The sequence below is a fragment of the Pseudoalteromonas sp. PPB1 genome, from assembly GCF_015356275.1.
GTDB classification, from domain to species: Bacteria; Pseudomonadota; Gammaproteobacteria; order Enterobacterales; family Alteromonadaceae; genus Pseudoalteromonas; species Pseudoalteromonas rubra_D.
In genome coordinates, this window is the sequence record NZ_JACEQV010000012.1 from 116,409 (window position 1) to 141,115 (window position 24,707).

General features: G+C 46.6%; 24 protein-coding genes. 3 read left to right on the forward strand and 21 right to left on the reverse strand.

Translation table 11 applies throughout. The annotated features are described in order from the left end of the window. Nucleotides 1-26: 26 nt before the first annotated feature. From IY568_RS13785 to IY568_RS13830, 10 genes are read right to left on the reverse strand one after another with little or no spacing between them, the layout of a single operon-like run. Nucleotides 27-1,646, reverse strand: coding sequence for an EAL domain-containing protein (locus IY568_RS13785; protein ID WP_194867883.1), 1,620 nt, complete (start codon nt 1,644-1,646; stop codon nt 27-29). Between the two features lie 5 nt (nt 1,647-1,651). After that, on the reverse strand, nt 1,652-2,716 hold the full coding sequence (locus tag IY568_RS13790) for a protein-glutamate methylesterase/protein-glutamine glutaminase (RefSeq protein ID WP_125561361.1): 1,065 nt from the start codon (nt 2,714-2,716) through the stop codon (nt 1,652-1,654). Next, nucleotides 2,713-3,516, reverse strand: a complete 804-nt coding sequence (locus IY568_RS13795; protein ID WP_194867884.1) for a CheR family methyltransferase — start codon at nt 3,514-3,516, stop codon at nt 2,713-2,715. The genes IY568_RS13790 and IY568_RS13795 overlap by 4 nt, the downstream gene beginning before the upstream one ends. 6 nt (nt 3,517-3,522) lie before the next feature. Next, a complete protein-coding gene (locus IY568_RS13800) occupies nt 3,523-4,068 on the reverse strand; it encodes a chemotaxis protein CheW (RefSeq protein ID WP_194867885.1) in 546 nt (181 codons plus the stop codon). A 1-nt stretch (nt 4,069) separates the two neighbouring features. After that, entirely contained in the window at nt 4,070-4,639 is a 570-nt protein-coding gene (locus IY568_RS13805) for a chemotaxis protein CheW (protein WP_138538839.1), read from the reverse strand. A gap of 6 nt (nt 4,640-4,645) precedes the next feature. Continuing rightward, nucleotides 4,646-6,625, reverse strand: a complete 1,980-nt coding sequence (locus IY568_RS13810; RefSeq protein WP_194867886.1) for a methyl-accepting chemotaxis protein — start codon at nt 6,623-6,625, stop codon at nt 4,646-4,648. A gap of 23 nt (nt 6,626-6,648) precedes the next feature. Continuing rightward, nucleotides 6,649-8,736 carry a chemotaxis protein CheA gene (locus IY568_RS13815; RefSeq protein WP_194867887.1) on the reverse strand — a complete coding sequence of 696 codons (2,088 nt, stop codon included), beginning with the start codon at nt 8,734-8,736 and terminating at the stop codon, nt 6,649-6,651. 2 nt (nt 8,737-8,738) lie between these two features. Further along, nucleotides 8,739-9,020 (reverse strand): STAS domain-containing protein, encoded by a 282-nt coding sequence (locus IY568_RS13820; RefSeq protein ID WP_125561351.1) that lies wholly within the window; start codon nt 9,018-9,020, stop codon nt 8,739-8,741. Between the two features lie 5 nt (nt 9,021-9,025). After that, a complete protein-coding gene (locus tag IY568_RS13825; RefSeq protein ID WP_010385407.1) occupies nt 9,026-9,394 on the reverse strand; it encodes a response regulator in 369 nt (122 codons plus the stop codon). A gap of 21 nt (nt 9,395-9,415) precedes the next feature. Beyond that, on the reverse strand, nt 9,416-10,552 hold the full coding sequence (locus IY568_RS13830) for a methyl-accepting chemotaxis protein (RefSeq protein ID WP_194867888.1): 1,137 nt from the start codon (nt 10,550-10,552) through the stop codon (nt 9,416-9,418). Between the two features lie 181 nt (nt 10,553-10,733). Here IY568_RS13830 and IY568_RS13835 point away from each other — a divergent pair, with 181 nt between their 5' ends. Beyond that, nucleotides 10,734-11,168 (forward strand): DUF4826 family protein, encoded by a 435-nt coding sequence (locus tag IY568_RS13835; protein WP_125561347.1) that lies wholly within the window; start codon nt 10,734-10,736, stop codon nt 11,166-11,168. On the opposite strand, the gene IY568_RS13840 is transcribed toward IY568_RS13835, so the two are convergent. The 8 genes from IY568_RS13840 to cspD all read right to left on the reverse strand — a co-directional run bounded on the left by IY568_RS13840 (nt 11,152) and on the right by cspD (nt 19,937). Then, entirely contained in the window at nt 11,152-11,610 is a 459-nt protein-coding gene (locus IY568_RS13840; RefSeq protein ID WP_125561345.1) for a GNAT family N-acetyltransferase, read from the reverse strand. The genes IY568_RS13835 and IY568_RS13840 overlap by 17 nt on opposite strands. Before the next feature lie 120 nt (nt 11,611-11,730). Then, entirely contained in the window at nt 11,731-12,885 is a 1,155-nt protein-coding gene (locus IY568_RS13845; protein ID WP_125561343.1) for a cupin domain-containing protein, read from the reverse strand. Nucleotides 12,886-13,123: 238 nt separating this feature from the next. Continuing rightward, nucleotides 13,124-14,494, reverse strand: coding sequence for an adenylosuccinate lyase (gene purB, locus IY568_RS13850; protein ID WP_010385395.1), 1,371 nt, complete (start codon nt 14,492-14,494; stop codon nt 13,124-13,126). 34 nt (nt 14,495-14,528) lie between these two features. Next, complete coding sequence (gene hflD / locus IY568_RS13855; protein ID WP_125561341.1) at nt 14,529-15,131, reverse strand: high frequency lysogenization protein HflD; 603 nt, start codon at nt 15,129-15,131, stop codon at nt 14,529-14,531. Then, a complete protein-coding gene (gene mnmA, locus IY568_RS13860; protein WP_010385392.1) occupies nt 15,131-16,231 on the reverse strand; it encodes a tRNA 2-thiouridine(34) synthase MnmA in 1,101 nt (366 codons plus the stop codon). The genes hflD and mnmA overlap by 1 nt, the downstream gene beginning before the upstream one ends. A gap of 107 nt (nt 16,232-16,338) precedes the next feature. Then, nucleotides 16,339-16,983, reverse strand: coding sequence for a pseudouridine synthase (locus IY568_RS13865; protein ID WP_194867889.1), 645 nt, complete (start codon nt 16,981-16,983; stop codon nt 16,339-16,341). Between the two features lie 104 nt (nt 16,984-17,087). Then, the gene (locus IY568_RS13870; RefSeq protein ID WP_194867890.1) at nt 17,088-19,310 is read right to left on the reverse strand and encodes an NADP-dependent isocitrate dehydrogenase; all 2,223 of its coding nucleotides are present in this window, start codon (nt 19,308-19,310) and stop codon (nt 17,088-17,090) included. 408 nt (nt 19,311-19,718) lie between these two features. After that, nucleotides 19,719-19,937, reverse strand: a complete 219-nt coding sequence (cspD, locus tag IY568_RS13875) for a cold shock domain-containing protein CspD (RefSeq protein WP_010385386.1) — start codon at nt 19,935-19,937, stop codon at nt 19,719-19,721. A gap of 206 nt (nt 19,938-20,143) precedes the next feature. On the opposite strand from cspD, the gene clpS reads away from it, so the two are divergent. After that, the gene (gene clpS / locus IY568_RS13880; RefSeq protein WP_010385384.1) at nt 20,144-20,461 is read left to right on the forward strand and encodes an ATP-dependent Clp protease adapter ClpS; all 318 of its coding nucleotides are present in this window, start codon (nt 20,144-20,146) and stop codon (nt 20,459-20,461) included. Between the two features lie 28 nt (nt 20,462-20,489). Next, on the forward strand, nt 20,490-22,757 hold the full coding sequence (clpA, locus tag IY568_RS13885) for an ATP-dependent Clp protease ATP-binding subunit ClpA (protein ID WP_010385383.1): 2,268 nt from the start codon (nt 20,490-20,492) through the stop codon (nt 22,755-22,757). Between the two features lie 102 nt (nt 22,758-22,859). Here clpA and infA read toward each other — a convergent pair whose 3' ends face one another. The 3 genes from infA to aat all read right to left on the reverse strand — a co-directional run bounded on the left by infA (nt 22,860) and on the right by aat (nt 24,584). Beyond that, on the reverse strand, nt 22,860-23,078 hold the full coding sequence (gene infA / locus IY568_RS13890; protein ID WP_002962494.1) for a translation initiation factor IF-1: 219 nt from the start codon (nt 23,076-23,078) through the stop codon (nt 22,860-22,862). A gap of 92 nt (nt 23,079-23,170) precedes the next feature. Then, a complete protein-coding gene (locus tag IY568_RS13895; RefSeq protein ID WP_138536845.1) occupies nt 23,171-23,875 on the reverse strand; it encodes an arginyltransferase in 705 nt (234 codons plus the stop codon). Beyond that, nucleotides 23,868-24,584 (reverse strand): leucyl/phenylalanyl-tRNA--protein transferase, encoded by a 717-nt coding sequence (aat, locus tag IY568_RS13900; protein WP_125561333.1) that lies wholly within the window; start codon nt 24,582-24,584, stop codon nt 23,868-23,870. Before aat ends, IY568_RS13895 begins: the two co-directional genes overlap by 8 nt. Nucleotides 24,585-24,707: the final 123 nt, after the last annotated feature.

Genomic DNA, 24,707 nt, shown 5'->3' on the forward strand with positions numbered 1-24,707 from the left:
AGGTAACGCATACCACGGTGTATGCGCTACTCTTCAAAATGCAGATAGCTGGATTTGTCGGCGACAACATACTCGACAAAATCGTTAATACTCAGCGGCTTGCTATAGTAATACCCCTGTATATATTCAACCCCTTTGGCTTTGGCATAGATCATCTGGTCTAATTGTTCTATGCCTTCTGCGACCAGCGGTTTATCGAGATTTTTTGCCAGCGACACAATGGAATTGAACAGCGACTGCATTTTTCCATCACTGACGACATTGGTGACAAAGGCACGATCAATTTTAATTTCATCAAAATGCAGTTTACACAAGTAGCTCAGGCTGGAGTAGCCGGTACCAAAATCATCAATCGATATCATCAGTCCTTCGCTTTGTAGTTTTTGCAGTATCTCATTAATATAATTAAAGTTATCGATCAGGGCTGATTCAGTGAGCTCCAGCTTAATTTTGGCGGGGTTAAGCGACAGCTTTTCCAGCGTTTGCAGCAATCGGGTGGTGAAGTTAACATCGAGAATTTCAACAACACTAATGTTGATTGCAAAACGAAACTGGCGCGCCTCAATGTGCTCTTGTGCAAGTAAACTCTTTAACTTATTAATCTGACTGAGCGTAAATAGCGTTAGCTTGTTAATCTCTCCCGTACTTTCAATGATTGGAATAAATTCGGTAGGAGGAATAGGCTGACCGTCAAGCTCCCAGCGCATCAGGCACTCAGCCCCAATCAGACGTTCTGTTTTGGTGTCATGAATTGGCTGGAATACTACTTCAAAGCTATCCGCCAGGTTATCCTGGTAAAGGGCGCTGCGCAGACCGGTTTCAATTTTATTCTGTCGTTCAATTTGCCTGGCCAGCGTTTCTTTGAATTCGACCAGACGATTGTGGTCTGATAGCGCATCAAAAGTTGCCATTTCCGCTTTGTTAAGACTTAATTCATGGTCGTCATTGGGCTGTTCTTTATAGTAGCCCAGTGAGACATTGCTGTAGAAACTGTTGCCGTTAAAATTAAAAGGCTCATTCAGTTGCTTGTATAAGGTTTCGATGTTCAGTGGAACCGTATCGGGAATAAACACGCAGTAACAGTCGGAAGAGTGTTTAGAGAATATCCCTTTATCAAATTCTCCCTGGAATCGTGCCAGGATCTCCATAAATACCAAGTTGGCAACACCAATATTCCAGACTTCGGAAATACGCTGAAAATTGCAGATCCGGACACAGCAAATAGTGCCCTGATGAGGTTGCTCTTTAATTTTGTTAATGAAGGCATCCCGATACAGTAATCCGGTGTGGGGATCACGGATTGCGAGCTGCTTATTAAGGCGCCTGACGGAGATCAGCTCTTCGACAGGCTCAAGCCTGATGTAATATTGGTCATCTTGTCTGAAGCTGTAGAGTCTGACCCAGGTAACGCTGCTATTATCGATACTGACGCCCAGCTCAATTTGGTCAAATATAGGATCGAACAGAATTTCACTGAGATTGAGCTCAATAAAGTCCTCATCAATAAAAACCAGCTTTTGTGATAGTATGTCGCCGGACTTTAGGCCTAGCATGCGCTCGGCAGCATCCGAGATGGAGATGATCTGCCCCTGCTTGTCATAGCTAAGATAAGCAATGTGCAGTAGTTGACTCAGTTGGTTTTTCATACAGATCACCCAAGCGCTTTTTGGATCTGGTAAGGGAGGTTACTCAGCGCATAGATTTTATCGACGGCCCCCCTCGCGATGGCTTCTTTTGGCATACCAAACACCACACAACTGGATTCACTTTCTGCAAAGGTCACAGCCCCCTTTTGCTTCATTTCCAGTAAACCACTTGCACCGTCATTGCCCATGCCAGTTAGAATAATACCAAGGGCATGATTGCCTACCGACTGGGCTACGGAGCGAAACAACACATCAACCGAAGGCTTGTGACGGCTGACAAGTGGTCCATCGCGTATCTCTAAATAGTAGTCCGAGCCTTGACGTTTTACCAACATATGCTGGCCTCCCGGGGCGATATAAACATGGCCGTGGCGGATGCGAGTGGCAGTTTTTCCTTCTTCTACCTTGTGTGGTGTGATGTCATTGAGGCGTTGGGCGAACGCAGCCGTAAACTTACCTGGCATATGCTGTACGATAACAATCGGCGGTGAATGGGCTGGCAGCTGCTGTAAAAGCCGGGCGATTGCCTCTGTACCGCCTGTCGAAGCACCAATAGCAATCACTTTTCCCGCACTGTCAGGTGGCTGCGCTGTTTTGTGGGCAGGTAGCACTTCTTCTGTCGTATGTAGTTCACGAAAGGTGCCTTCTTCGAGGTATTTGAGTTGACGAACTTTGGCTTTAGTCGCCCCTTTGATAGCGTCAATGATTTGTGATACTGAGTCACTGTGTAAAAAGTCTCCCAGCCCGTGAGTGGGTTTGGCAATCACATCTACAGCGCCACAAGCAAGCGCTTCCATGGCGGTGGTGGTTTTTTCCTGCGCCAGTGCCGAGCAGATGATCACCGGCGTAGGGCGTTCCTGCATAATTTTCTTCAGGAAAGTGATGCCATTCATTTTGGGCATTTCCACATCCAACAAAATGACATCCGGCCAATTCAAATTCATTTTTCGTTCTGCAATGATTGGGTCAGGGGCTGTACCGCTGACAATTAAGGTACGTTCATGGGCTATGATCTCACTCATGACTTGGCGCATCAGGGCGGAATCATCGATGATGAAGACGCTGGTCATAAGGTCACCTTTTTGTATATGCAGGGGCTCAGAGTTTGCAGACAAGCAGGCTTATCTCGCATGGCTTCCGAATGTCCCAAAAAGAGTAAACCGCCATGGTTTAAACGTTTGATGATATTATTCAGGATGGCTTGTTGTTTGGATTTGTCAAAGTAGATGAGTACATTACGCAGAAAAATCACATCAAATGAAAAATCAACCGTGGTCAACTTCAACAGGTTGTCTTCCTGAAAGCTACATTGTTTTTTTAGCGTCGAGATCAGCGTGAAGTTATCGGCATTTTTGCCCGTTCCTTTCATGCAATACCGGATCCGGTAGCGTTTGGGAATTTTGCCTACGGTAGATATGGCATAGCGCGCATCTCTGGCCATCAGCACAGACATTTCAGAAATATCTGTGCCGATAACATGCCATGGCCGGTTATAGAATAAATCGTCCAGTATCATCGCCAGTGAGTAAGCCTCTTCTCCGCTCGAGCAGGCGGCGCTCCAGGCCCGAATGGGAGAGTGTCGTGGACGATTGTGCTGATAATAGTGATAAAGAAACTCAAACTGGGCCTGTTCCCTGAAAAAGTAGGTCTCATGTGTGGTGAGTTTATCAATAAAGACTTGCAGCTCATCTTGTCCCTCGGGTGTCATTAACAAGCGATAATACTTGCTGAAAGAAGAGCAGCGTTTAGCGCGCAGGCGACTGGCAAGGCGACTTGCCACGATATCCGCTTTGTTTTTACCCAGACTGATCCCGGTATGCTGCTCAAACAGACGATTAAGTTGCTGAAACTCCACAGTTGAAATCGCCATTGCTGCCTAACGCTGACAAAATCGGGTGAAGAATTCAGTCTGAGAGGACTTCAGTTGCGTATTTATCTCACTGATATTGAGCACACTGTTCATGTCCAGCAAAATAGTGAGCTGATTATTAATTTTAGCCATTTTCCAGACAAAGTGACGGGGGATATTGGCCCCGAAAGAGGGGGAGTCCTCCAGCTGAGTGCAATTGATAAACTGAATAGACATCACGCTGCTGACTAGCATGCCGAGGGTCATAACTTCGTCCAGACTGGGATCATAAAAGTCATATAACACGATACAACTGTATTTGTTGTAAGGCTGAGGATTTTTCAGCATCAGGCGGCGCTGCATATCCAGAACCGGGATAACACTGCCCCGGACGTTGATAACGCCCCGGATCACCTGATTGCACATAGGGACCATCGTCGTGTCGGTCAGCTCAATGACTTCTTTAACGGATTCTATTGGAATGCCAAAGGTATCATAGCCGATCGATACTAACAGTGAATGAAGTTCTTCGTTGGTCTTATTGTTGTCCGTCAGAGTGGGCGCTGAATTCATATCACCTTTCCTCGTATGAGTGTGCGGGGTCAGAGTCGAGTGTCAGTTCCAGTGCAAGTTGTTTATTATGTTGCTGTAAGTCGTCAAACAACTGCACATCATCTAGCGTCAGTATTTTGGTTATGTCCAGTATTGTCATCAGATTGTCTGTTAGTTTTGCCAAACCATACACAAAACGGCTATGAAACTGACCAGCAATACTAGGCACCTGGTCAATTTCATGTGCAGGAATATCCAGCACCTTAGTGACCATATCGACTTTCAGGCCGACAGTAATATTCTGCGCTTTATAGTTGCACTCAGCAACGATAATACAGGTACGATTGGTATTAGGTTGTGCAGGTTTGTTCAGTCGAACGGATAAGTCAAAAACAGGTATGACTAACCCTCTGAGGTTGATGGCACCGATAATGAAATCAGGTGCCATGGGAATTTTATCCACTTCGATATATTCCATGATCTCTCTGACAATGGAAATACTGATTGAATACGATGCGCCATTGAGCTCAAAAGCCAGATACTTATCAAGATCATAGGCTGCGGTGACTGGGTCATGGATCAATTCACTCATCGCACATTACTCATCAAATGGGGTGTAACCATCTTCGCGGCTATGGCTACTGTCGTGAATGACATGAGACTGACGCCCTTTGTGGCTGCGGCCATTGTTACTCAATTTAAAGTAACCTACGGTCGAGCGAATATCTCCGGTTTGATCCTGAACCATTTTGGCAGTTGAGGCGAGCTCCTCTGATGCGGATGCATTTTGTTGCGCAATTTCATCAAGCTGAGCCACGGTACGATTAATCTCAGCCACACTGGTACTTTGTTCCGTCGATGCAGCGGTGATCTCCTGTACCAAATCTGCGGTCTTGCCAATGTTGGGTACCATTCTGTCCAGCATGGCGCCTGCGTGTTGTGCGATTTTAACGCTGTTGTCGGCAAGTGTACTGATGTCTTGTGCGGCCACCTGAGAACGTTCTGCGAGCTTACGTACTTCATCAGCCACCACCGCGAAGCCCTTACCGTGTTCACCGGCTCTGGCCGCTTCAATGGCGGCATTCAAAGCCAGGAGATTGGTTTTATATGCGATGTCTTCGATGATGCCGATTTTCTCTGCTATCTGGGTCATGGCCTGAACAGTGTCTTTTACAGCCTGGCCACCATCGTTTGCCTCGCTGCTGGATTGCTTGGCAATGTCATTGGTCATTTTAGAGTTTTCGGTATTCATTGAAATGGACGAACTCATTTGTTCCAGTGATGCTGAAGTTTCTTCCACACTGGCTGCCAGTTGATTGGAAGTGGAACTGAGCATGCGAGAAGTGGTGCTCACTTCATTAGTACTGTGGGCAATGGACTCTACAGATTCCTGGATATCCAGCAGGATATTTTGCAGTCGTTCGATAAAGCCATTGAAGCTTTGTGCGGTTTGGCCTATTTCGTCATTACCAAAATCCGGTATACGACGGGTCAGATCGCCTTCGCCTGAACGCAGGTCTTCCGCTGCTTCTGCCAGCGCATTGATAGGCAGCACTATGCCTCGTATCAAAAAAGCGGCGGTGGCGACGGCGAGGACGATGGCAACGATAAGTAAGCCCCAGACAAGCCTAATACTGTCCCGGGCGGCAGACATAAGATCGTTGAGTGAAGTGGTGCTCTCTGCTATCGCTTCGTTGGAGATCTTTTCCAGTATCTCTTCTATTTTACTAAAGATATCGTGCTCCAGTCGGTCCACATCTTTGGAAGCCTGGATCTTTTGTTTTGGGTCATACATAGCGAAAATTTCTTTACCACCGTTGTAGAGACCCAGATACATACGCTCTATGTCACCAATGGCTTTAATTTCCAGTGGTTTTCTTTCCAGAGGTTTGAGCTCTGATAGAAAATTAGAAAAGGTACGGGCGTCTTTTTCAAAGGCAGCGGTTGCACCAACTCGGCCACGCATATAAGCATTCAGTGACCCCATCATGTCGCCTTGTTCGTCAATCAGCTCCAAATAGTAGCGTACCCCGGGCAAATCATCGTTGACCACTTCGGCAAAGTCGCCACTGCTGCCGGCATCAGCCACTTCGGCCTCTTTTTGGGAGTCAAGTAAACTTTCAAGCGGCTCCGCGAATTCGCGATTGATGTACTCATATTTTTCGACTGCTTTTTCTTCCTGAAGGGGGTCAAATCGGTCAAAAATCAGCTCCTGATTCTCGCTGGCATAGCGACGTACTAAATCTTCCAGCTGACGAATGTAGCTGGTATCAACAGAATTGAGTCGCTTAAGATCTTCAAGGTAGTTAGTGAATTCACTGTAGTTTGACAAAAAATCTGCTTTTTCGTCGGCCTCACCGGCAATGTATTCCAGCACATTGCTGTTCATGTCCCCCAGTTCATCCAGCATATTCAGCGCATAAATGGCTTCAGGTATGTCGTATTGCCCGACATTGGTGGCAAATCCTTCAATCCGGCCGTTTTTCATTTGCACAGACATGGCAATCACCAGCAACAGCAGCCCCATGGTAAACATGGCCAGAATGATCTTGTTTTTAATGGTCAGATTTTTAAACATCTTTACGCTCCGGTTTTATCTGACTAATGCTTGAGCTCTAATTGCTCATACATCGTAATTGCGGTGCGGATCAGGGCAGATACATCCAGAATAATGGCAACTTTGCCACTGCCGAGTATGGTTGCTCCGCTGATACATTTGAGGCCTTCGAACAGCCTCCCCAGGGGTTTTACAACGGTCTGAAACTCTCCTTGCAATGAGTCGACGACCAGACCGGCTCTGAGCGTGCCAAACTGGACGATAACCAGTGATTCCTTCGTATGTTCAATTTGCTGCTCTATCCCAAACAGGGAGCGCAGACGAATAAAAGGCAGGACCTCAGTTCTGAGGTTGATGTAGTTTTTATCCTGAATGTCGGACTCGGAGACCACCTCGTGGAGCTCCAGGCACTCAACCACAGTATCTAGGGGGATCACGTAATCCTCGTCGCCAACGGTAAACATAAACCCGTCAATAATGGATAAAGTCAGCGGCAGGCGAATAATAATTTTGGAGCCCAGCCCTTTGGTACTGTCGACTTCCACGCTGCCCCGCAAGCTTTCAACATTGCGTTTTACCACGTCCATGCCCACGCCACGACCCGAGATACTGGTCACGGCTGCAGCGGTTGAAAAGCCAGGTTCAAAGATGAGCAGGTTAATTTCTTTGTCCTGCAAAGAGTGCTCTGCGCTTATTAAACCGTTTTCGATTGCGCGAGCCAGGATTTTGCTCTGATCTAACCCCTGACCATCATCCTGGATCTCTATCACAATTGAACCAGAGTCATGATAGGCCTTCAGCGTTAGCTGGCCACAGGCAGGCTTGCCTGCGGCGACACGCTCGTCAGGTGTTTCGATACCATGGTCTATAGCATTGCGGATGATATGCATAAGCGGATCGCTGACTTTCTCAACAAAGGTTTTATCCAGCTCGGTATCCGCGCCAATAATATTGAGCTCCACCTCTTTACCCAGTTCGTCAGATACATCCCGGACAACGCGTTTGAATTTATTAAAGGTTTCGCCAATTTGCACCATTCTGAGTTTAAGTGAGCTGTCACGAATGTTCTCAACTAACCTTTCAAGTAGTGCCATGGCTTCTATCAGGGTTTCGTTGCCTGTTTCGTGGGCAAGCAGATTCGTTCTGGCACCGGTAATGACCATTTCCCCGACTTGATCAATCAACCTGTCGAGCTTCATTGCTTCGACCCGCAAGGTTTTGCTGCTGTGTACTTTGTTTTTCTTCTTATCTTTGGGGGAGGTTATAGGGTTATCATCCAGTGCTGATGCGGGCGATTCTTTCGGTAAAAGTGACTGAGTGAGCTGTGACAGGGTTGACTGGAACTGAGATGGTTCCGGAAAGTACCGTGCGCATGCCTGGATTGCGTCGTAACTGCACTGATCAGGCGGTAAAATCTCTATAGCTGCATCGTTTTTGATAAACTCGAAGACCTCTTCTATCGCCTCTTTGTTTTGACTTGTACGAAACAGCATCAGGAACGCCAGGTAGCAGGACTCGGGGTCATAAGGGGTTTGGGCATTCAGAGGAATAACATTGGTGGCGACTTCAAGTTCGGTCACTTCGTTATTAAGAAAATGAATAAAAGGGAAGGGGTCGAGGCCATTACGCAGTACATTTTCGTTTGGAACAAAGCAGATAAACCAGATGCCATTTTGCGGCTGCATGTGGATGTCTGAGGTGGCAATGTTATCCTGGGGAAGAGCAGCATCGTCGATAAACTCACTGAACTGGCCGCTCAGAGCAGCAAGTTGGGTCAGCTGGTGTGCACTGGGTTCATTGTCCGACGCGGCGAGCAGGATCAGTTCCTCGCATAAGTCACCCGTTTCGAGGTATAGAGAGAGCAGAGGTTTGCTCATTTCCCGATTGCCGTTTCGAACATCGTCCAGTACTGTTTCTGCAATATGGGTCAGGCTTACGACGTAGTCAAAACCAAACAAGCCTGCACTGCCTTTAATGGTGTGAATGGCGCGGAAGATGGCGTTGATGGTTTCTTCCTGATCGGCACCAGCGTCACTGGCTTCCATATCCAGCAGAGAGTTTTCCATGTCGGCCAGAAGCTCTTTGGACTCACTGACAAAGGTGGTAATGGCCGCGCTTAAATCAACAGACATAGTTAAGGTTCGCTTTTATTTGGAGCGGCCAGGGACACATTCAACAGGGTTAGCCTGGCTGTTAGCAGATCTGACAGGGTGAGGGCATTAATCTGTACCCCTGTTGTCCGACAGTGATTCACCAGCCAGACTGTCAACTGGATCCCTGCGCTGTCGAGCTCTTCGACCTGGCTTAAGTCGAGCTCTACCGTCTGTTTGCCCTCTAAAAACGCACTGAGCTCGATATGCACATCTTGTACTTCGTAGATGGTTAATTCTGCTGGGAACTTAAAACACTCAGACATTACGATCACATCATCAATAACTTAGAGACGGCTTGAAGCATTTGTGCTGGCTTAAATGGTTTGACCATCCAGGCTTTTGCGCCTGCTTTTTTGCCTTCTTCCATCATGCTCTGTTGATTTTCAGTGGTCAGCATAATGACGGGTGTAAATTTGTATTGTGGCAGCTGTTTGACATTTTTGACGAACTCAATGCCGTTCATATTGGGCATATTGACGTCACTGATTATCAGGTGAACTTTGCTACCGGTGAGTTTACTGAGTGCATCTTTGCCATCGCAGGCTTCAATAACCTGATAGCCAGCCCCTGTCAGCGCAATATTTACGACCTGTCTTAAAGAATCAGAATCATCTACAACTAAAATGGTTTTACTCATAATGTACCCTCAGGCTGCATGTCAGAAAAAAGTAAGGTCGTCCACAGTGTCATCGTCCTTGCGATTGTTGCCGCTATGGCTAGATGCCAGAATATGTCGTTGCTCTCGGGTCGCAGCAGTACGAGACAGTGTGTCACTGATCCGCTGATGATTAAATCGGGCGGTGTCGCTTTGGCGGCGCTCTTCAATGAATTTATCCAACTCTTGTGTCATGATCTCCAGCGCAATCGTCACGCTGTCCTGGATCTGATCAACTCGGTCCTGAAACTGCAGGTCAACCAATATCTCCGAGATTTTTTGTCGATTATCTTCGTTAGAGGTCTGAAGTATTTGTGCCTGTTGCTCTACGTTTTGAGATAATGTGAGCCAGGTATCAATCACCTCGTTAATTTGGCGCTGATACTTTTCCGTCAACGCCTGGCGTTCGCTTAATTCACTTTCCATCATTGTCATGGAGCTTTGCATTGCCTGCGCGATAGACTCGACCATTTTGTTTATTTTGACCCCAGTGTCTCCACTTGAATTGGCCAGCGCGCGTACTTCATCTGCTACAACAGCAAAGCCACGACCATTGTCTCCGGCACGCGCTGCCTCTATGGATGCATTCAGAGCCAGTAAATTGGTTTGCTCTGCAATTTTCGCAACATCGATAGACATTGCTTGTAATTCTTTGCTCTGCTCGACCATGGTTTTAAATGTTTCGGTTCGTTGCTGTTGGCTGGTATTGGATTGTTCAAGATAAGCCAGGATTTGATTTAACTGGTCGCGGCTGTGTTGAGAGGTTTGCTGCAAGGTATTGGCACTGCTGTTATCCAGGTTGCTTAAGGTTGCAGTGATATTGCTCACTAACTGGGAGAACTCACCAGACATATTGTCAACCGCCTGCTTGGTTTGCTGACGGGCACTGTTGATTTGCTCCCGCAGCTGCGGGGTAATAGTATGGCCCAATTGCTCCAGGCAAGTGAGATCCGATTGCTGCCCGAGAGCTTGATCTGGTTGTGGTTCTGTTACTGGAGAGGCGTCTGCCCTGGCGGCTCGGATGCTCACATACATGGCTAGTCCAGATAGAGCTGTGATGACTAGCGCAAAGACCAGGTTTGACCCATACCAGGCGATGGCAAAGATGACTAACTGAATAGCAATGGAAAGTGGGATCATAGTTACGACCACTTTGACCTGTTAGATGATCCTTTAATCCTAGTCGAGTCTATTTATTGTGCAAATGCAAATAGTCACCTTGGATATTCCCGCGCTTTTACACCTGCCAGAGTGGGGTCGTACTTGCATCCTGTTCATTTAATTCATACAGTAGGGGAAATTTTCTCAAGAAGTACCTAGAATGACGAAAGACAACACACAAATGAGTAAAGAAGAACAACAAAAAATGCTTGCCCAGTGGCAACACACTTCTTTGCAGGCTGCTCAAAAGTATCTTGCAGAAAAGGGCATAGTAGGTATTAATATTCAAGCCAAAGAGTCCCGTATATTGCCGCCGATCTGTGGTGTCTGGAAAATTAAGGACAACCAGGGTAAAGGGTATTGGGTTATTTCAGGTAAAGTTCCAACAGATGCGATGCCAGTGAGCGGGGCTGCAGATGCCCGCGCTGCACTTAAGCACTTTTCTTATCAATGGCAAATTAAAGCTGATAAAATCTTGGGTGCAGAGCGTCCAGATCCAACCCAGACTGAGTATGCCAACTTTCTTATTCACCATGCCCATGGCGTGTATGATTTGGCCAACAAAGACCAGTTATGGGCTAATGTAGCATCGTAAAAGGCTCAGAGTTCATTTCTTTTACCGGGCATTTCATCCGCTGTCTTGGAATGCCTGCTTCCATAAACACACCGCCTTGTTTGGAAAAGCCGGACTTCAAAAAGGTGGGTACCTCGTCTAAGATGCATTGTACGAAGACGTTTTCATAGCCTTTTTGTTCCGCCAGGGTACTAAGAAAGCTGATCAAAGATTGGTAGGCCTCGCGATTTCTGTGAGCCCGAATGATCGCAATTCGACTGATCAGACCATCACAACATAATCTGCCGGTTCCAATCGGGCACTGATTTTCATCCCGCACGAGAACATGTTCCGCAGTTTTATCGTGTTGATCAAACTCTACTTCCCTTGGAAGGTGAAGTTCGCAAACAAAGACTCGTTCGCGGATTTGGCGCAGTTGTCCCTGAGTTTTTTGCCAACTCACTCTATCGACGTGGTAATTCATGATTGCCTCGCATCAAACATCATAATCACGCCTGATTAGGGGATCAGCCTGTGCTCTTTATTATTGTGGCATCGAATTTATCGATGCCTTATTGTGTGACTAACCCTCAGATTCAGGTAATTACACCCAGTCCTCAATGTAAAAGGACCCATCGTTAATAAGCGTAGTTAATGTTTGTTTAAATTCCAAACATGTAAACTCATCTAATAATGAAGATACGGGCGTACAACTCTGATCTGTCAGCTTTTTAACAGCTGGTAAGACCTCAAGTGGAAGTGTAAAATTTTGCCCATTCACACTCAGTATCACTGCGTGTGTCGTTAATTGATACAGTGCTCTGACGCCACCTGAGCGCACCAGGGTATCTTCGCTTGAAATATCATCTTGTAAGGAGTCAGCATTCAGTGGCGGATCGAGTGGGGCCAGATCCATTTCATGCTTAGGTTCACTGAGTGTCTGCCCCAGCCATTGGTCGAAGATCTCGCTGTCATGCAGTATTGCTTCCAGCATGGTGCGGATCTTCCCTTTGTCCTGACGACTGACCTCGCCGAGAGAATCTCGTAGCGTGAGGTCAGGGTCACTGTAACGGGTTGTACCTGATTCTGAGTCTATCAGGTGATCAGCTAGGCTTGAGAGCAGATCTTTTTGATCAGGGGCCCGAAAACCAACAGAATAGTTCATTGCATTTTCAACGGCATAGCCTTCATGAGGGCAGCCAGGTGGAATGTATAAGATATCACCTGGTTCCAGCTCTGCATCTATGCAGGCTTCAAATTGCTCTACTTGCAGCAGGCTTTTGTTCTGGGCAAATTGTTTTAGGCTGGCATCAGGCATGCCGACGCGCCAGCGCCTTTTCCCCTGGCCTTGAATAATAAATACGTCATATTGATCAAGGTGCGGACCAACGCCGCCCCCTGGCGTAGAAAAACTGATCATCAGATCGTCAATACGCCAGTTTGGAATAAAGCGAAAGGGTTCTAGCAAGCTGGCAGCCTGAGGGTGCCAGTGATCAACGGCTTGTACCAGCAAAGTACTGTGCTGCTCTGTCAGTAAGGAAAAATCTTCAAACGGACCATGGTGCGCATCCCAGTGATTGTCATGGTTGGTGACGATCCTAGACTCAATATTGTCTTCCATTGCCAGGCCAGCCAGTTCTTCTGGTGACAGTGGATCGATAAAATCCTGAAAGCCTTGTTTGATAAGTAAAGGTTTTTTTTGCCAGTACTGGGCGAGAAACGCAGCCTCAGTAAGGGCATTGATAGATAGCTGATACATAAAGTGACTCCAATAAAAAAGCGAAAGTCCGGCACTATGCCACGACTTTCGCTTCTCAGGCTTATATCTGAGTTATACCAATTTGCATAATTAAGCCGCCAATGCTGAGGTCAGGACACCTCGCTTGTCACCGGTCAAAAATGTCTGAACATATCTCTGAAGTATAGGTTCTGAGCGAACATTTTTAACACTATGAGCGGCAGATTTTATCTCTCAAACTGGTTTTTAAAACTTGGTATTAGTTTAGTTCATCAATGAAAGCTTCGGCGCGGCCAATGTAGTTGGCTGGCGTCATTAGCTTCATGTCAGCTTTTACGTGCTCTGGCAGATCCAGGCCATCGATAAACTCAGCCATAATTACCTGATTAACGCGCTTACCGCGAGTCAGCTCTTTGAGCTTTTCGTACGGCTTTTCGATACCGTATTTACGCATGACAGTTTGAATTGGCTCAGCCAGCAGCTCCCAGTTGTCATCCAGTTCAGCCAACAGGCGATCTGCATTCACTTCTAATTTGCTGATCCCTTTAAGGGTGGCTTGGTAAGCAATCAGGGTATAACCCATGCCAACACCCAGGTTACGTAGTACCGTAGAATCGGTCAAGTCACGCTGCCAGCGAGAAACCGGTAGTTTTTGTGCAAGATGAGTGAAGATTGCATTCGCAATACCTAGGTTGCCTTCAGAGTTTTCGAAGTCGATAGGGTTCACTTTGTGTGGCATGGTTGAAGAACCGATTTCGCCAGCAATGGTTTTTTGCTTAAAGTGGTTGAGTGCAATGTATCCCCACACGTCACGATCAAAGTCGAGCAGAATGGTGTTGAAACGTGCAACCGCATCAAACAGTTCCGCAATATAGTCATGCGGTTCAATTTGCGTGGTGAAAGCATTCCAGGTCAGGCCCAGGCTGGTCACAAATTGCTCAGCATGATTGTGCCAGTCGTAATCAGGGTAAGCGCTCAGGTGGGCGTTGTAGTTACCCACGGCACCATTGATTTTGCCCAGCATCTGAACGTTGGCAATTTGCTCACGTTGACGTTGCAAACGTACGTATACATTTGCAAATTCTTTGCCCATAGTCGAAGGAGAAGCGGGTTGACCGTGGGTGCGGGTCATCATCGCAACAGACTTATATTCAATCGCCTTTTCTTTGATAGCAGCCAATAGCTTATCGCAGTATGGCAGTAATACCTGATCACGTGCTTCACTCAGCATCAGACCATGAGAAAGGTTGTTGATATCTTCAGATGTGCAGGCAAAGTGAATAAACTCATTAACAGCCTGAAGCTCAGCGTTGTCTGCGACTTTCTCTTTTAACAGATACTCGACGGCTTTAACGTCATGGTTGGTTGTGCGCTCAATCTCTTTAACTCGTGCGGCATCCGCTTCACTGAAGTTATCAACAATGCTGTCTAGCAGGGCATTCGCCTGCTCACTGAAGGCTGGAACTTCGTTGATTGCAGCTGCGTTGGCCAGGGCTTGTAGCCAACGTACTTCAACCGTCACGCGATACTTGATCAGGCCGAACTCACTGAAAATACTTCTCAGCTCACTGGTTTTGCTACCATAGCGGCCATCTACTGGAGAGATAGCGGTTAACGCTGAAAGCTCCATAACTTCTCCTAACTAATTGGTTTTTGAACGATATTTAAATATAACTTTGTGCAGCAGTAATGATTTTTTTCTTTGCAAAGAAAAATTGACGACGCTTACCACCAAGCTGACGCCATAGTACTGCGCTGCGGATCCCGGCCAGTAACAGGGCCCGGATCTGATGTTGTACATGAGATTGTTTGAGCAACTCGGGCTTACCAAAAATCTGGATTTTTGGACCCACCGGACTTACAACCTGGCTATAGATATCAGCCAGAGCGGCAATGATTTGTTCGTCACCGATATCAAAATGCTGTAGTTGCCTGTCGAGTTGCTCAATGCGCTTACCCAGTTCAGCCAGTGCTTTATCATTGGCTGATAATGCGCGCTCTAACTGCATCAGGCTGCCCACATATTTGACCATTTCCACGTCTTTTTCACCTTGCGCACTCAGCTGATCTGCGAGTGCGCGACAGCCTTGCTTGACGGCACTGGGGTCTTCGTAGACATCCTGAGGGTTTTGCGGTGAAGTAATAGTGATACTTTTTAATATACTGTCCGTTTCGTGGCTGTTAAAAGTGCCATATCGAGCGCATTTCTGAACGAGTTTGGCAATGTGACACATTGCTGCCAGTGGGATCACGACTTCACGTTGCATTATTTGATCACCGACTCAATGATACCACCACCAAGACACACATCATCCAGGTAAAAGACCGCAGATTGTCCTGGTGTCACTGCTTTTTGCGGTTCATCAAATAACACACGTGCCATGCCATCCTGACCCACTAGTAATGTACAAGGGATGTCTTCCTGGCGATAACGGGTCTTGACTGTACAGCGCGTTGTGCCTTGTGGGCCAACTCGGTCAACCCAGTGGAGCTGATTGGCGTTCAGGCCATTGCTGAACAGGCGAGGGTGGTTTTTACCTTGCCCAACGATCAACACATTGCGTTCAACGTCTTTGTCGACTACGTACCAGGGTTCACCGGAGCCTTCTTTCATTCCCCCAATCAATAACCCCTTACGCTGACCCAAAGTGTGATACATCAGGCCTTCATGTTCACCAACATGGTTGCCTTCGCTGTCTTCGATATTGCCAGGTTGAGCAGGCAGAAACTTTTGTAGAAAGTCTTTAAATTTGCGCTCACCAATGAAGCAAATACCGGTACTGTCTTTTTTATTGTGAGTAATTAAATCTTGTTCTTCTGCAATACGGCGTACTTCCGGCTTTTCGATATTACCAACTGGGAAAAGTGTTTGTGCCACGTGCTCGTGACTGAGTGTATAAAGGAAGTAACTTTGATCTTTATTGTTATCCAGCCCACGTAACATGGCAAACTTACCATCTCGTTCCTCACGACGTACGTAATGGCCCGTTGCGATGTAGTCTGCACCCAGTGCTTCGGCGGCAAATTCAAGGAAAGCCTTAAATTTGATCTCTTTGTTGCACATGATGTCCGGGTTTGGCGTACGACCCGCTTTGTATTCGGCAAGGAAATACTCGAATACGTTATCCCAGTATTCTGCAGCAAAGTTAACGGTATGCAACTCAATGCCCAATTTATCGCATACTGCCTGAGCGTCTTTTAAATCTTCAGCGGCGGCACAGTATTCGTCATTGTCGTCTTCTTCCCAGTTTTTCATGAACAGGCCTTCAACCTGATAGCCTTGCTGTTTAAGCAGGTAGGCCGAAACGGAGGAATCTACGCCGCCGGACATACCGACGATGACTTTAATTTGACTGTTATCGCTCATAAACTCGCTGTGTATTTTGATTACAAAAAAGTGAGCTGCATTATAGCATGTAAATCAAGGTGCCCGGAAGTCGCGGGCTGATTAATCCCAAGTTTTTCATCACCGGGTTAAGTGGTTTTCATCACGCGATACTGGCCATTTTCAATCCCATCCAGGGTGTAGGGACCGATCTGGTAACGGATCAGTCGCAAGGTCGGGTAACCAACATGCGCTGTCATGCGCCTTACCTGACGGTTACGGCCTTCAGATATGGTGATCTCCAGCCAGCTAGTGGGAATGTTCTTACGCTCGCGGATAGGGGGGGTGCGTGGCCATACATCGGGAGCTGTGATCACGCGCACTTTGGCTGGTCGTGTCGGACCGTCTTTAAGTATGACACCTTCACGCAATGCCTCCAATGCGGTGTCATCTGGCTCACCTTCTACCTGGACCCAGTAGGTTTTGTAGGTTTTTTTCCCCGGTTCAGTCAGCTTATGTTGTAAGCGGCCGCAATTGGTGAGCAACAGTAGGCCTTCGCTGTCCCGGTCGAGTCGTCCAGCGGCATAAACATCTTTTATGTCAACAAAGTTGGCGAGTGTTTGGCGGTTCTGATCGTCGGTAAACTGGCACAGAACATCAAATGGTTTATTAAACAGAATGACTTTAACCTGATCTGGCGAGAGTTTGGGTTTATTCGTGCGTTGTGTGCCGGGGCGTTTATGAGTAGTGCGCTTGGCAGTGTGTGTTCGGTTTTTTGTGCGCTGTGCAGGCATAGTCACTAGTATAGCTGAGTTGCAATGGCGCGAGTGTAGCAAAGAATGGCGGCAAATAAAAAAGGTGGCTGTGAGGCCACCCTTTTTTTAGAGCAATTAACGCATTAAGCCATGTTAGCTAATACGTTATTCAGTGTTTTGCTCGGACGCATGGCTTCTGCTGCCAGTACATCGTTAGGCTGGAAGTAACCGCCAATATTCATTGCCTGGCCCTGAGCATCGTTCAGTTCCGATACGATTGTTGCTTCATTGTCTGTTAGACCTTTTGCAACGTCGGCAAATTTAGCCTGTAGCTCTGCATCTTGAGTTTGCTCTGCAAGTGCTTGTGCCCAGTACATAGCAAGATAGAAGTGGCTGCCACGGTTGTCGAGTTCTTTCACTTTACGTGAAGGAGACTTGTTCTCATCAAGGAATTTACCTGTTGCTGCATCTAGCGTATCTGCCAGTACTTGTGCTTTGCTGTTACCAGTTACCTGGCTCAGATGTTCAAGAGAGGCCGCTAGCGCCAGGAATTCACCCAGCGAATCCCAACGTAAGTGGTTCTCTTTTTCGAACTGTTGTACGTGCTTAGGCGCAGAACCACCAGCACCTGTTTCAAACAGACCGCCGCCGTTCATGAGTGGCACGATAGACAGCATTTTTGCACTGGTGCCCAGCTCAAGAATTGGGAACAGATCTGTCAGGTAATCACGCAGTACGTTACCAGTCACTGAAATCGTGTCCTGACCATCTTTCATGCGAGCAAGTGAGAATTTAGTTGCTTCAATAGGCGCCAGAATGTGAATTTCCAGACCCGCAGTGTCGTGCTCTGGCAGGTAGGCATTTACTTTTTTGATTAGTTCAGCATCGTGCGCACGGTTTTCGTTCAACCAGAATACCGCAGGTGTGTTAGTTGCGCGTGCACGGTTAACTGCCAGCTTAACCCAGTCTTTGATAGGTGCGTCTTTCACCTGACACATACGCCAGATATCGCCCTGCTCAACATCGTGTTGCAGCAATACGTTTCCTGCCTGGTCAACAACACGGATTTGACCAGCTGATGGTGCTTCGAAAGTCTTGTCGTGTGAACCGTATTCTTCGGCTTTTTGTGCCATCAGGCCAACGTTAGGGATAGTACCCATAGTCCGAGGGTCGAACGCACCGTGTTCTTTACAGAACTCGATGGTTGCCTGATACACGCCAGAGTAACAACGATCAGGAATGACGAAGCTAGTATCTTGTTGCTTACCTTCCGCATTCCACATCTGACCACTGGTACGGATCGCCGCTGGCATAGATGCATCGATAATAACATCGCTTGGTACGTGCAAGTTTGTGATGCCACGGTCAGAGTCAACCATTGCAATACTTGGACGCAGGTCATAAACGGCTGCTAAATCTGCTTCAATTTCTGCGCGCTTTGCATCGTCCAGGTTAGCTAGTTTGTTGTAAACGTCACCAATACCATTGTTTACATCTACACCCAGCTCTTCGAACGTGTCGCCATGCTTAGCAAATACTTCTTTATAGAAGACTTTAACAGCGTGACCGAAGATGATTGGATCAGAAACCTTCATCATGGTGGCTTTCATGTGCAATGAGAAAAGTACGCCTTTCTCTTTTGCAGCTTCTACTTCTGCTTCCAGGAAGCTACGTAGTGCACTTACGCTCATACGAGACGCGTCAATAATTTCGCCTGCCAATAGTGGCGTGCTTTTTTTCAGAACTGCAACCGTGCCGTCTGCGGCAACGTGTTCAATACGAACGTCAGTTGCTTGTGCAACGGTAGTTGATTGCTCAGAACCGAAGAAGTCGCCTTCGCTCATGCTGGCAACATAGGATTGTGAGTCTTTAGACCATGCACCCATTGAATGCGGGTTTTTACGTGCGTACGCTTTAACAGAAGCTGGCGCGCGACGATCTGAGTTACCCTCACGTAATACAGGGTTTACTGCACTACCTTTGATCTTGTCGTAAGTCGCTTTGATTTGGGCTTCTTTGTCGTCTTTTGGCTCTTCAGGGTAGTCAGGAAGGGCATAGCCTTTTTCTTGCAACTCTTTAATTGTCGCTTTTAGCTGCGGGATAGACGCACTGATGTTAGGGAGTTTGATGATATTGGCATTTGGCGTTTTGGCCAGTTCACCTAGCTCAGCCAGAGCATCACCAATGCGTTGCTCTTCGCTCAGAAATTCTGGGAAGTTCGCAATGACACGGCCTGCCAGTGAAATATCACGAGTTTCAACTTCAACACCAGCCGCATTGGTGTAAGCCTGGATAACTGGCAATAAAGAATAAGTTGCCAGAGCCGGCGCTTCATCTGTTTTAGTGTAAATAATTTTTGATGTCATCATCATTCCTAGATAGTTTAGGGCTAAACAGCCGTTCAACAAAGCAAAAGCTTGCTATTCAAGGACGTATCCGCATACACGATCTTTATTCAGCCATCAGCTTGGTGACCTGATAAGGGATCATCAAGCTGATGGCTGAGCTCGGCATATAGCAAGTTTGTTAGGTATTGTTACTCGTGGGCACAATAAAAATATCTAACACACCTGACGCGCCCTGAGGCATAACAAATTGGTTGGCTTGTTTGACATCGGCGGGGATTGTATCAACCAAATGACTAAGTCGCTAATGCAATTTAATAAACATATAAAATTTTATGAACTAAGGTGGAAGAAATGAGACTAATTAACGAAGGGGATTAAGCGAGAAACAAACGTAACCCGCTTTGAGTGTGCCAAAATCTTGCAATGCTACACAACTTCCTCCGCTATCGGCGCGATGTTGGTAGCGTGCAGGCCTTTGGGACCTTCTTGCAGATCGAATGTTACATCCTGACCGGCTTTAAGCGTTTTGTATCCATCCATTACAATCGTGGAGTAATGGGCAAAGATATCTTCTTCGCTGCCGTCTTCTACGATGAAACCAAACCCTTTGGCATTATTGAACCATTTGACTTTTCCGCAAGCCATACTTCTACATCCTTCTATAAGTTGACTAAATTAAGTTAATCTAACCTTTGAAATTTGCTAAGCTGCCCATATGATTAATATGTCCAGCTAGGTAAAGACTGTAGTTTATTTGGCCAGACAGTCAAGTTTTTAAAGCGATTTTTTAACAATTTATTTATTTTTCAATTCAAGTTGCTTGAGTTGATAAGACAAGACTATATTTTATTATGAGTGGGACAAACGAATCTGGTGTGGTTGACGCGGTCCGCGAGGAACAGAAGCAAAAGTTGCAACCGCCGCGCAAGTACAAAGTGATTTTAAACAATGACGATTACACACCAATGGATTTTGTCATTGAAGTTTTAATGACATTTTTCCGTATGGATAGCGAAAGAGCAACTGAAGTGATGTTGAAAGTACATCACGAGGGAAAAGCGGTATGTGGACTGTATCCTGCCGACATTGCCCATACAAAGGCTGAGCAGGTAAATCGATATGCTCGGGATCACGAGCACCCGCTGCTCTGTAGTTGTGAGCAGGAATGACCTTATATATTCTCGTTGGGGGTTGCCAATGCTAAATAAAGACTTAGAAATTACTCTGAATACCGCGTTTCGTGAGGCAAGAAATCGCCGTCACGAATTTATGACGGTAGAACATTTACTGCTCGCATTGATCGATAACCCGTCTGCCAGTGAAGCATTGAATGCTTGTGGCGTTGACACAGAGGGGCTAAAAAAGGAGTTATCCGAATTTATTGATGAGACGACGCCGGTCATTCCAGATTTGGAAGAAGACCGAGAAACACAGCCGACACTTGGCTTTCAGCGCGTATTACAACGTGCCGTTTTCCACGTGCAGTCTTCTGGTCGTAATGAAGTGACTGGTGTCAATGTGCTAGTGGCGATTTTCTCTGAGCAGGAAAGTCAGGCTGTGTATTTGCTGAAAAAAGCAGATGTCAGCCGATTGGATATTGTTAATTATATTAGTCATGGTATTTCGAAATCGGACGACGAAGTTGAGCCGGAAGATAACGAAGAAATCCATGAAGAGAGTCACGAAGCTGCGTCTGAAGAAAAAACCAAATTGGAGAACTTTACCGCCAATTTGAACGTGCTGGCCAAAGCGGGTCAAATTGATCCTTTGGTTGGGCGCGATCAGGAAGTAGAAAGGACCATTCAGGTCCTATGCCGCAGAAAGAAAAACAATCCACTGCTGGTTGGTGAGGCAGGTGTTGGTAAAACGGCGATTGCTGAGGGCTTGGCGTATCGGATTGTTAATGAGCTGGTGCCAGAAGTGATTGCCGATGCTGTGGTGTATTCACTGGATATGGGCGCATTACTTGCCGGGACTAAGTATCGGGGTGACTTTGAAAAGCGTTTCAAAGCATTGCTGAAGGAATTACAAGCAAAACCGAATGCCATCTTATTCATCGATGAAATTCACACAATCATAGGAGCTGGAGCGGCGTCTGGTGGTGTGATGGACGCCTCAAACTTGATTAAGCCTTTACTATCAAGTGGTCAGCTCCGTTGCTTAGGGTCAACTACGTATTCTGAATTTAAAAACATTTTCGAAAAAGATCGTGCCCTGGTGCGGCGTTTCCAGAAAATTGATGTAGTAGAGCCGAGTGTAGCTGATACCGCGAAAATTCTTAGCGGTCTGAAAGAACGTTACGAAGAACACCATGGTATCCGATATACCCAAAAAGCGTTGAAGGCAGCTGCTGAGCTGAGCGCAAAGTACATTAATGAGCGTCACTTGCCTGATAAAGCCATCGACGTGATTGATGAAGCGGGTGCAAATCAGCGTCTGTTGCCAGCTTCTCGACGTAAAAAAACGATTGGTGTTGCTGATATTGAGCAGATAGTGTCTAAGATTGCACGCATTCCTCAGCAGAATGTGTCATCAAGCGACAAAGAAGTGCTTAAGAATTTGGATCGTAATCTGAAGATGCTTGTCTTTGGTCAGGATGAATCCATTGATGCGCTGACTTCTGCCATTCGTTTATCACGCTCAGGGTTGGGCAGTGAGGATAAGCCAATTGGTTCATTCTTGTTTGCGGGCCCAACTGGGGTTGGTAAAACGGAAGTGACTAAGCAACTGGCGAAGTGTATGGGCATTGAGTTTGTGCGCTTTGACATGTCTGAGTACTCTGAGCGCCATGCGGTGAGCAGATTGATTGGTGCGCCTCCTGGATATGTTGGCTTCGAACAGGGCGGTTTGCTGACCGATTCGGTGATTAAGCATCCACACTCTGTAGTGTTACTGGATGAAATTGAAAAAGCGCATCCGGATATCTACAACATCTTATTACAGGTTATGGACCACGGTACACTGACCGATAATAACGGTCGTAAAGCCGATTTCCGCAACGTAATTGTGGTGATGACAACCAATGCGGGTGTTCAGGAAACCGTGCGCCAATCTATTGGTTTCCAGCAGCAGGATCATTCGCACGATGCTATGGTTGAGATCAATAAGGTGTTTACGCCTGAGTTCAGAAACCGTCTGGATAATATTATTTGGTTTAACCACCTTGAGAAAGACGTTATCTTGCAGGTCGTCGATAAGTTTATTGTTGAACTACAGGCGCAGCTTGATAAGAAATCTGTCTGTCTTGATCTGACCAATGAAGCGAGAGATTGGCTGTCAGACATCGGTTACGACAAGTCCATGGGCGCGCGTCCAATGGCCAGGGTGATACAGGACAACCTTAAAAAGCCGCTTGCTAATGAGATTTTGTTTGGTGAGCTGGTTGATGGTGGGACTGTCACTATATCTGTTAAAGATAAGAAGCTGTCGTTTAAGTTCGAGTCTAATGTGGTTGAACCTGCTTAACCTCGACTTAAGATGACAAAAAGCCCGGCAATCGCCGGGCTTTTTGTTTTAATCGTCTCTTTGCATCCGCTTAGTGTGGTAAGCGTTACTGAGCTGGGCGAATTAACGCGCGCGGAAGACGATACGTCCTTTGCTCAGATCATAAGGTGTCATTTCAACAGTCACCTTGTCACCGGTCAAAATACGGATGTAGTTTTTGCGCATTTTGCCAGAGATATGTGCCACAACTACGTGACCATTTTCCAATTCAACACGGAACATAGTATTTGGTAAAGTGTCAAGGACCGTGCCTTGCATTTCAATAACGTCTTCTTTCGCCATGGGGAGCGTATCACCTCTTTGATAAGTTTAACGGTGCAGATTTTGCCGAAAAGCGCGCGATAAGTAAAGGCAGGAGCGCTTATTTTTGTAATCTAAATGTTTACCCAGACATCGCTTTTGAACTGTTGTGCAGGTAAATATTGTTGCTTATAGCGCATTTTGGCGCAGGCATCTATCTGGTAACCAAGATAGAGGTACGCTTTATCATGTTGGCGGGCAAAGTCTAATTGGGCCATGATCATGATAGTCCCCAGGCTCAATTGAGCATATTCGGGGTCAAAAAAAGTATAGATAGCCGATAGAGCGGTGGGCATGGTATCCGTGACTGCAACGGCTATGAGCTGGTCTCTGTGCCACAGCTCTATGAAAGTGATGGGCAGCCAGCGACAAAACAAAAAGCTCTCGTACTGTAGCCGGTTGGGCGGATACATAGAGCCATCGCTGTGGCGCATAGTGATATATTTTTCGTATAACTGATAATAGTCAGGTTGTTCCTGAGTACTGTATTCAAAGCGAAACTCTGGGTTTATTTTATTCCACTTGCGCTTTTGTGAGCGCGAAGGGGTATAAGCATCTGCAAGTACACGTACTGACTGGCAGGCATGACAGGCAGGGCAGTGTGGACGATATATCTGATCGCCACTCCGGCGAAAACCAAATGAGAGCAAGGTCTCAAATCGGGATGGTGTATAACAGTTGCTATCCAGGATAACTAACAACTGCTCTTTTCTGTCTGCGAGGTAACTGCAATCAAACTGTTGGCTCAGTCCAATTTTTGAAGGGAAATGTTCAGTCATATATCGCCCTCAATGGTTGCGGATGCCACATCGATTCAGGCACTTGATAATGGCTTGCTGCTTTAAGTTTAGCTAAAAATTCTCTTCGTGAGATGACTTTTGCACCTAAAGACACCAAATAAGGGTTCTCCAGCTGGCAGTCTATGAAATGGGCATCATGGCGCTTGAGCCAGTTGACCAATGCCCACATAGCCAGTTTGGATGCATCGGGTTTGCGGTAAAACATTGACTCACCGCAAAAAACACCATTTAACATCACTCCATATAAACCGCCAATCAGGGTGCTCTCGTGCCACACTTCAACGCTGTGTACGAACCCTTCATCATGGGCTCTCAGATAAGCATCGAGCATGGCACTGTTAATCCAGGTACCTTCTTTATCAAGCCGTTGTTCTCTACATGCCTTAATAACCTGCTCAAATGCTGTGTTAACAGTAACCTGCGGCGCAAGTTTTCGCAGAGACTTTTTGAGTGAACGGCTGACATGGAACTCATTTAAGTCGAGGATCCCCCGTTCGCTCGGCGTCCACCACATAATGGGCTCTCGTTCATTGAACCAGGGGAAAATACCTTGCTGATAGGCGCGACGCAGCCTTGTGGTACTCAGGCATCCACCTACGGCCAGCAGCCCATCTGGATCTTTGAGTGCAAAATGGCAGGGAGGAAAAATAAAATCGGTAGCAGACAGATGAAACAATTGCTGAGTCATATTCGCGGATCTGAATTACAAACTAAAAACCTCGGGGATGAAGTCAGTCTAACCTATTTTTGCTTAGGCGTGGGGATTTTATATTGGAAGACGTGCGTTAAGTCACACGTCTTCCTGCAGGCG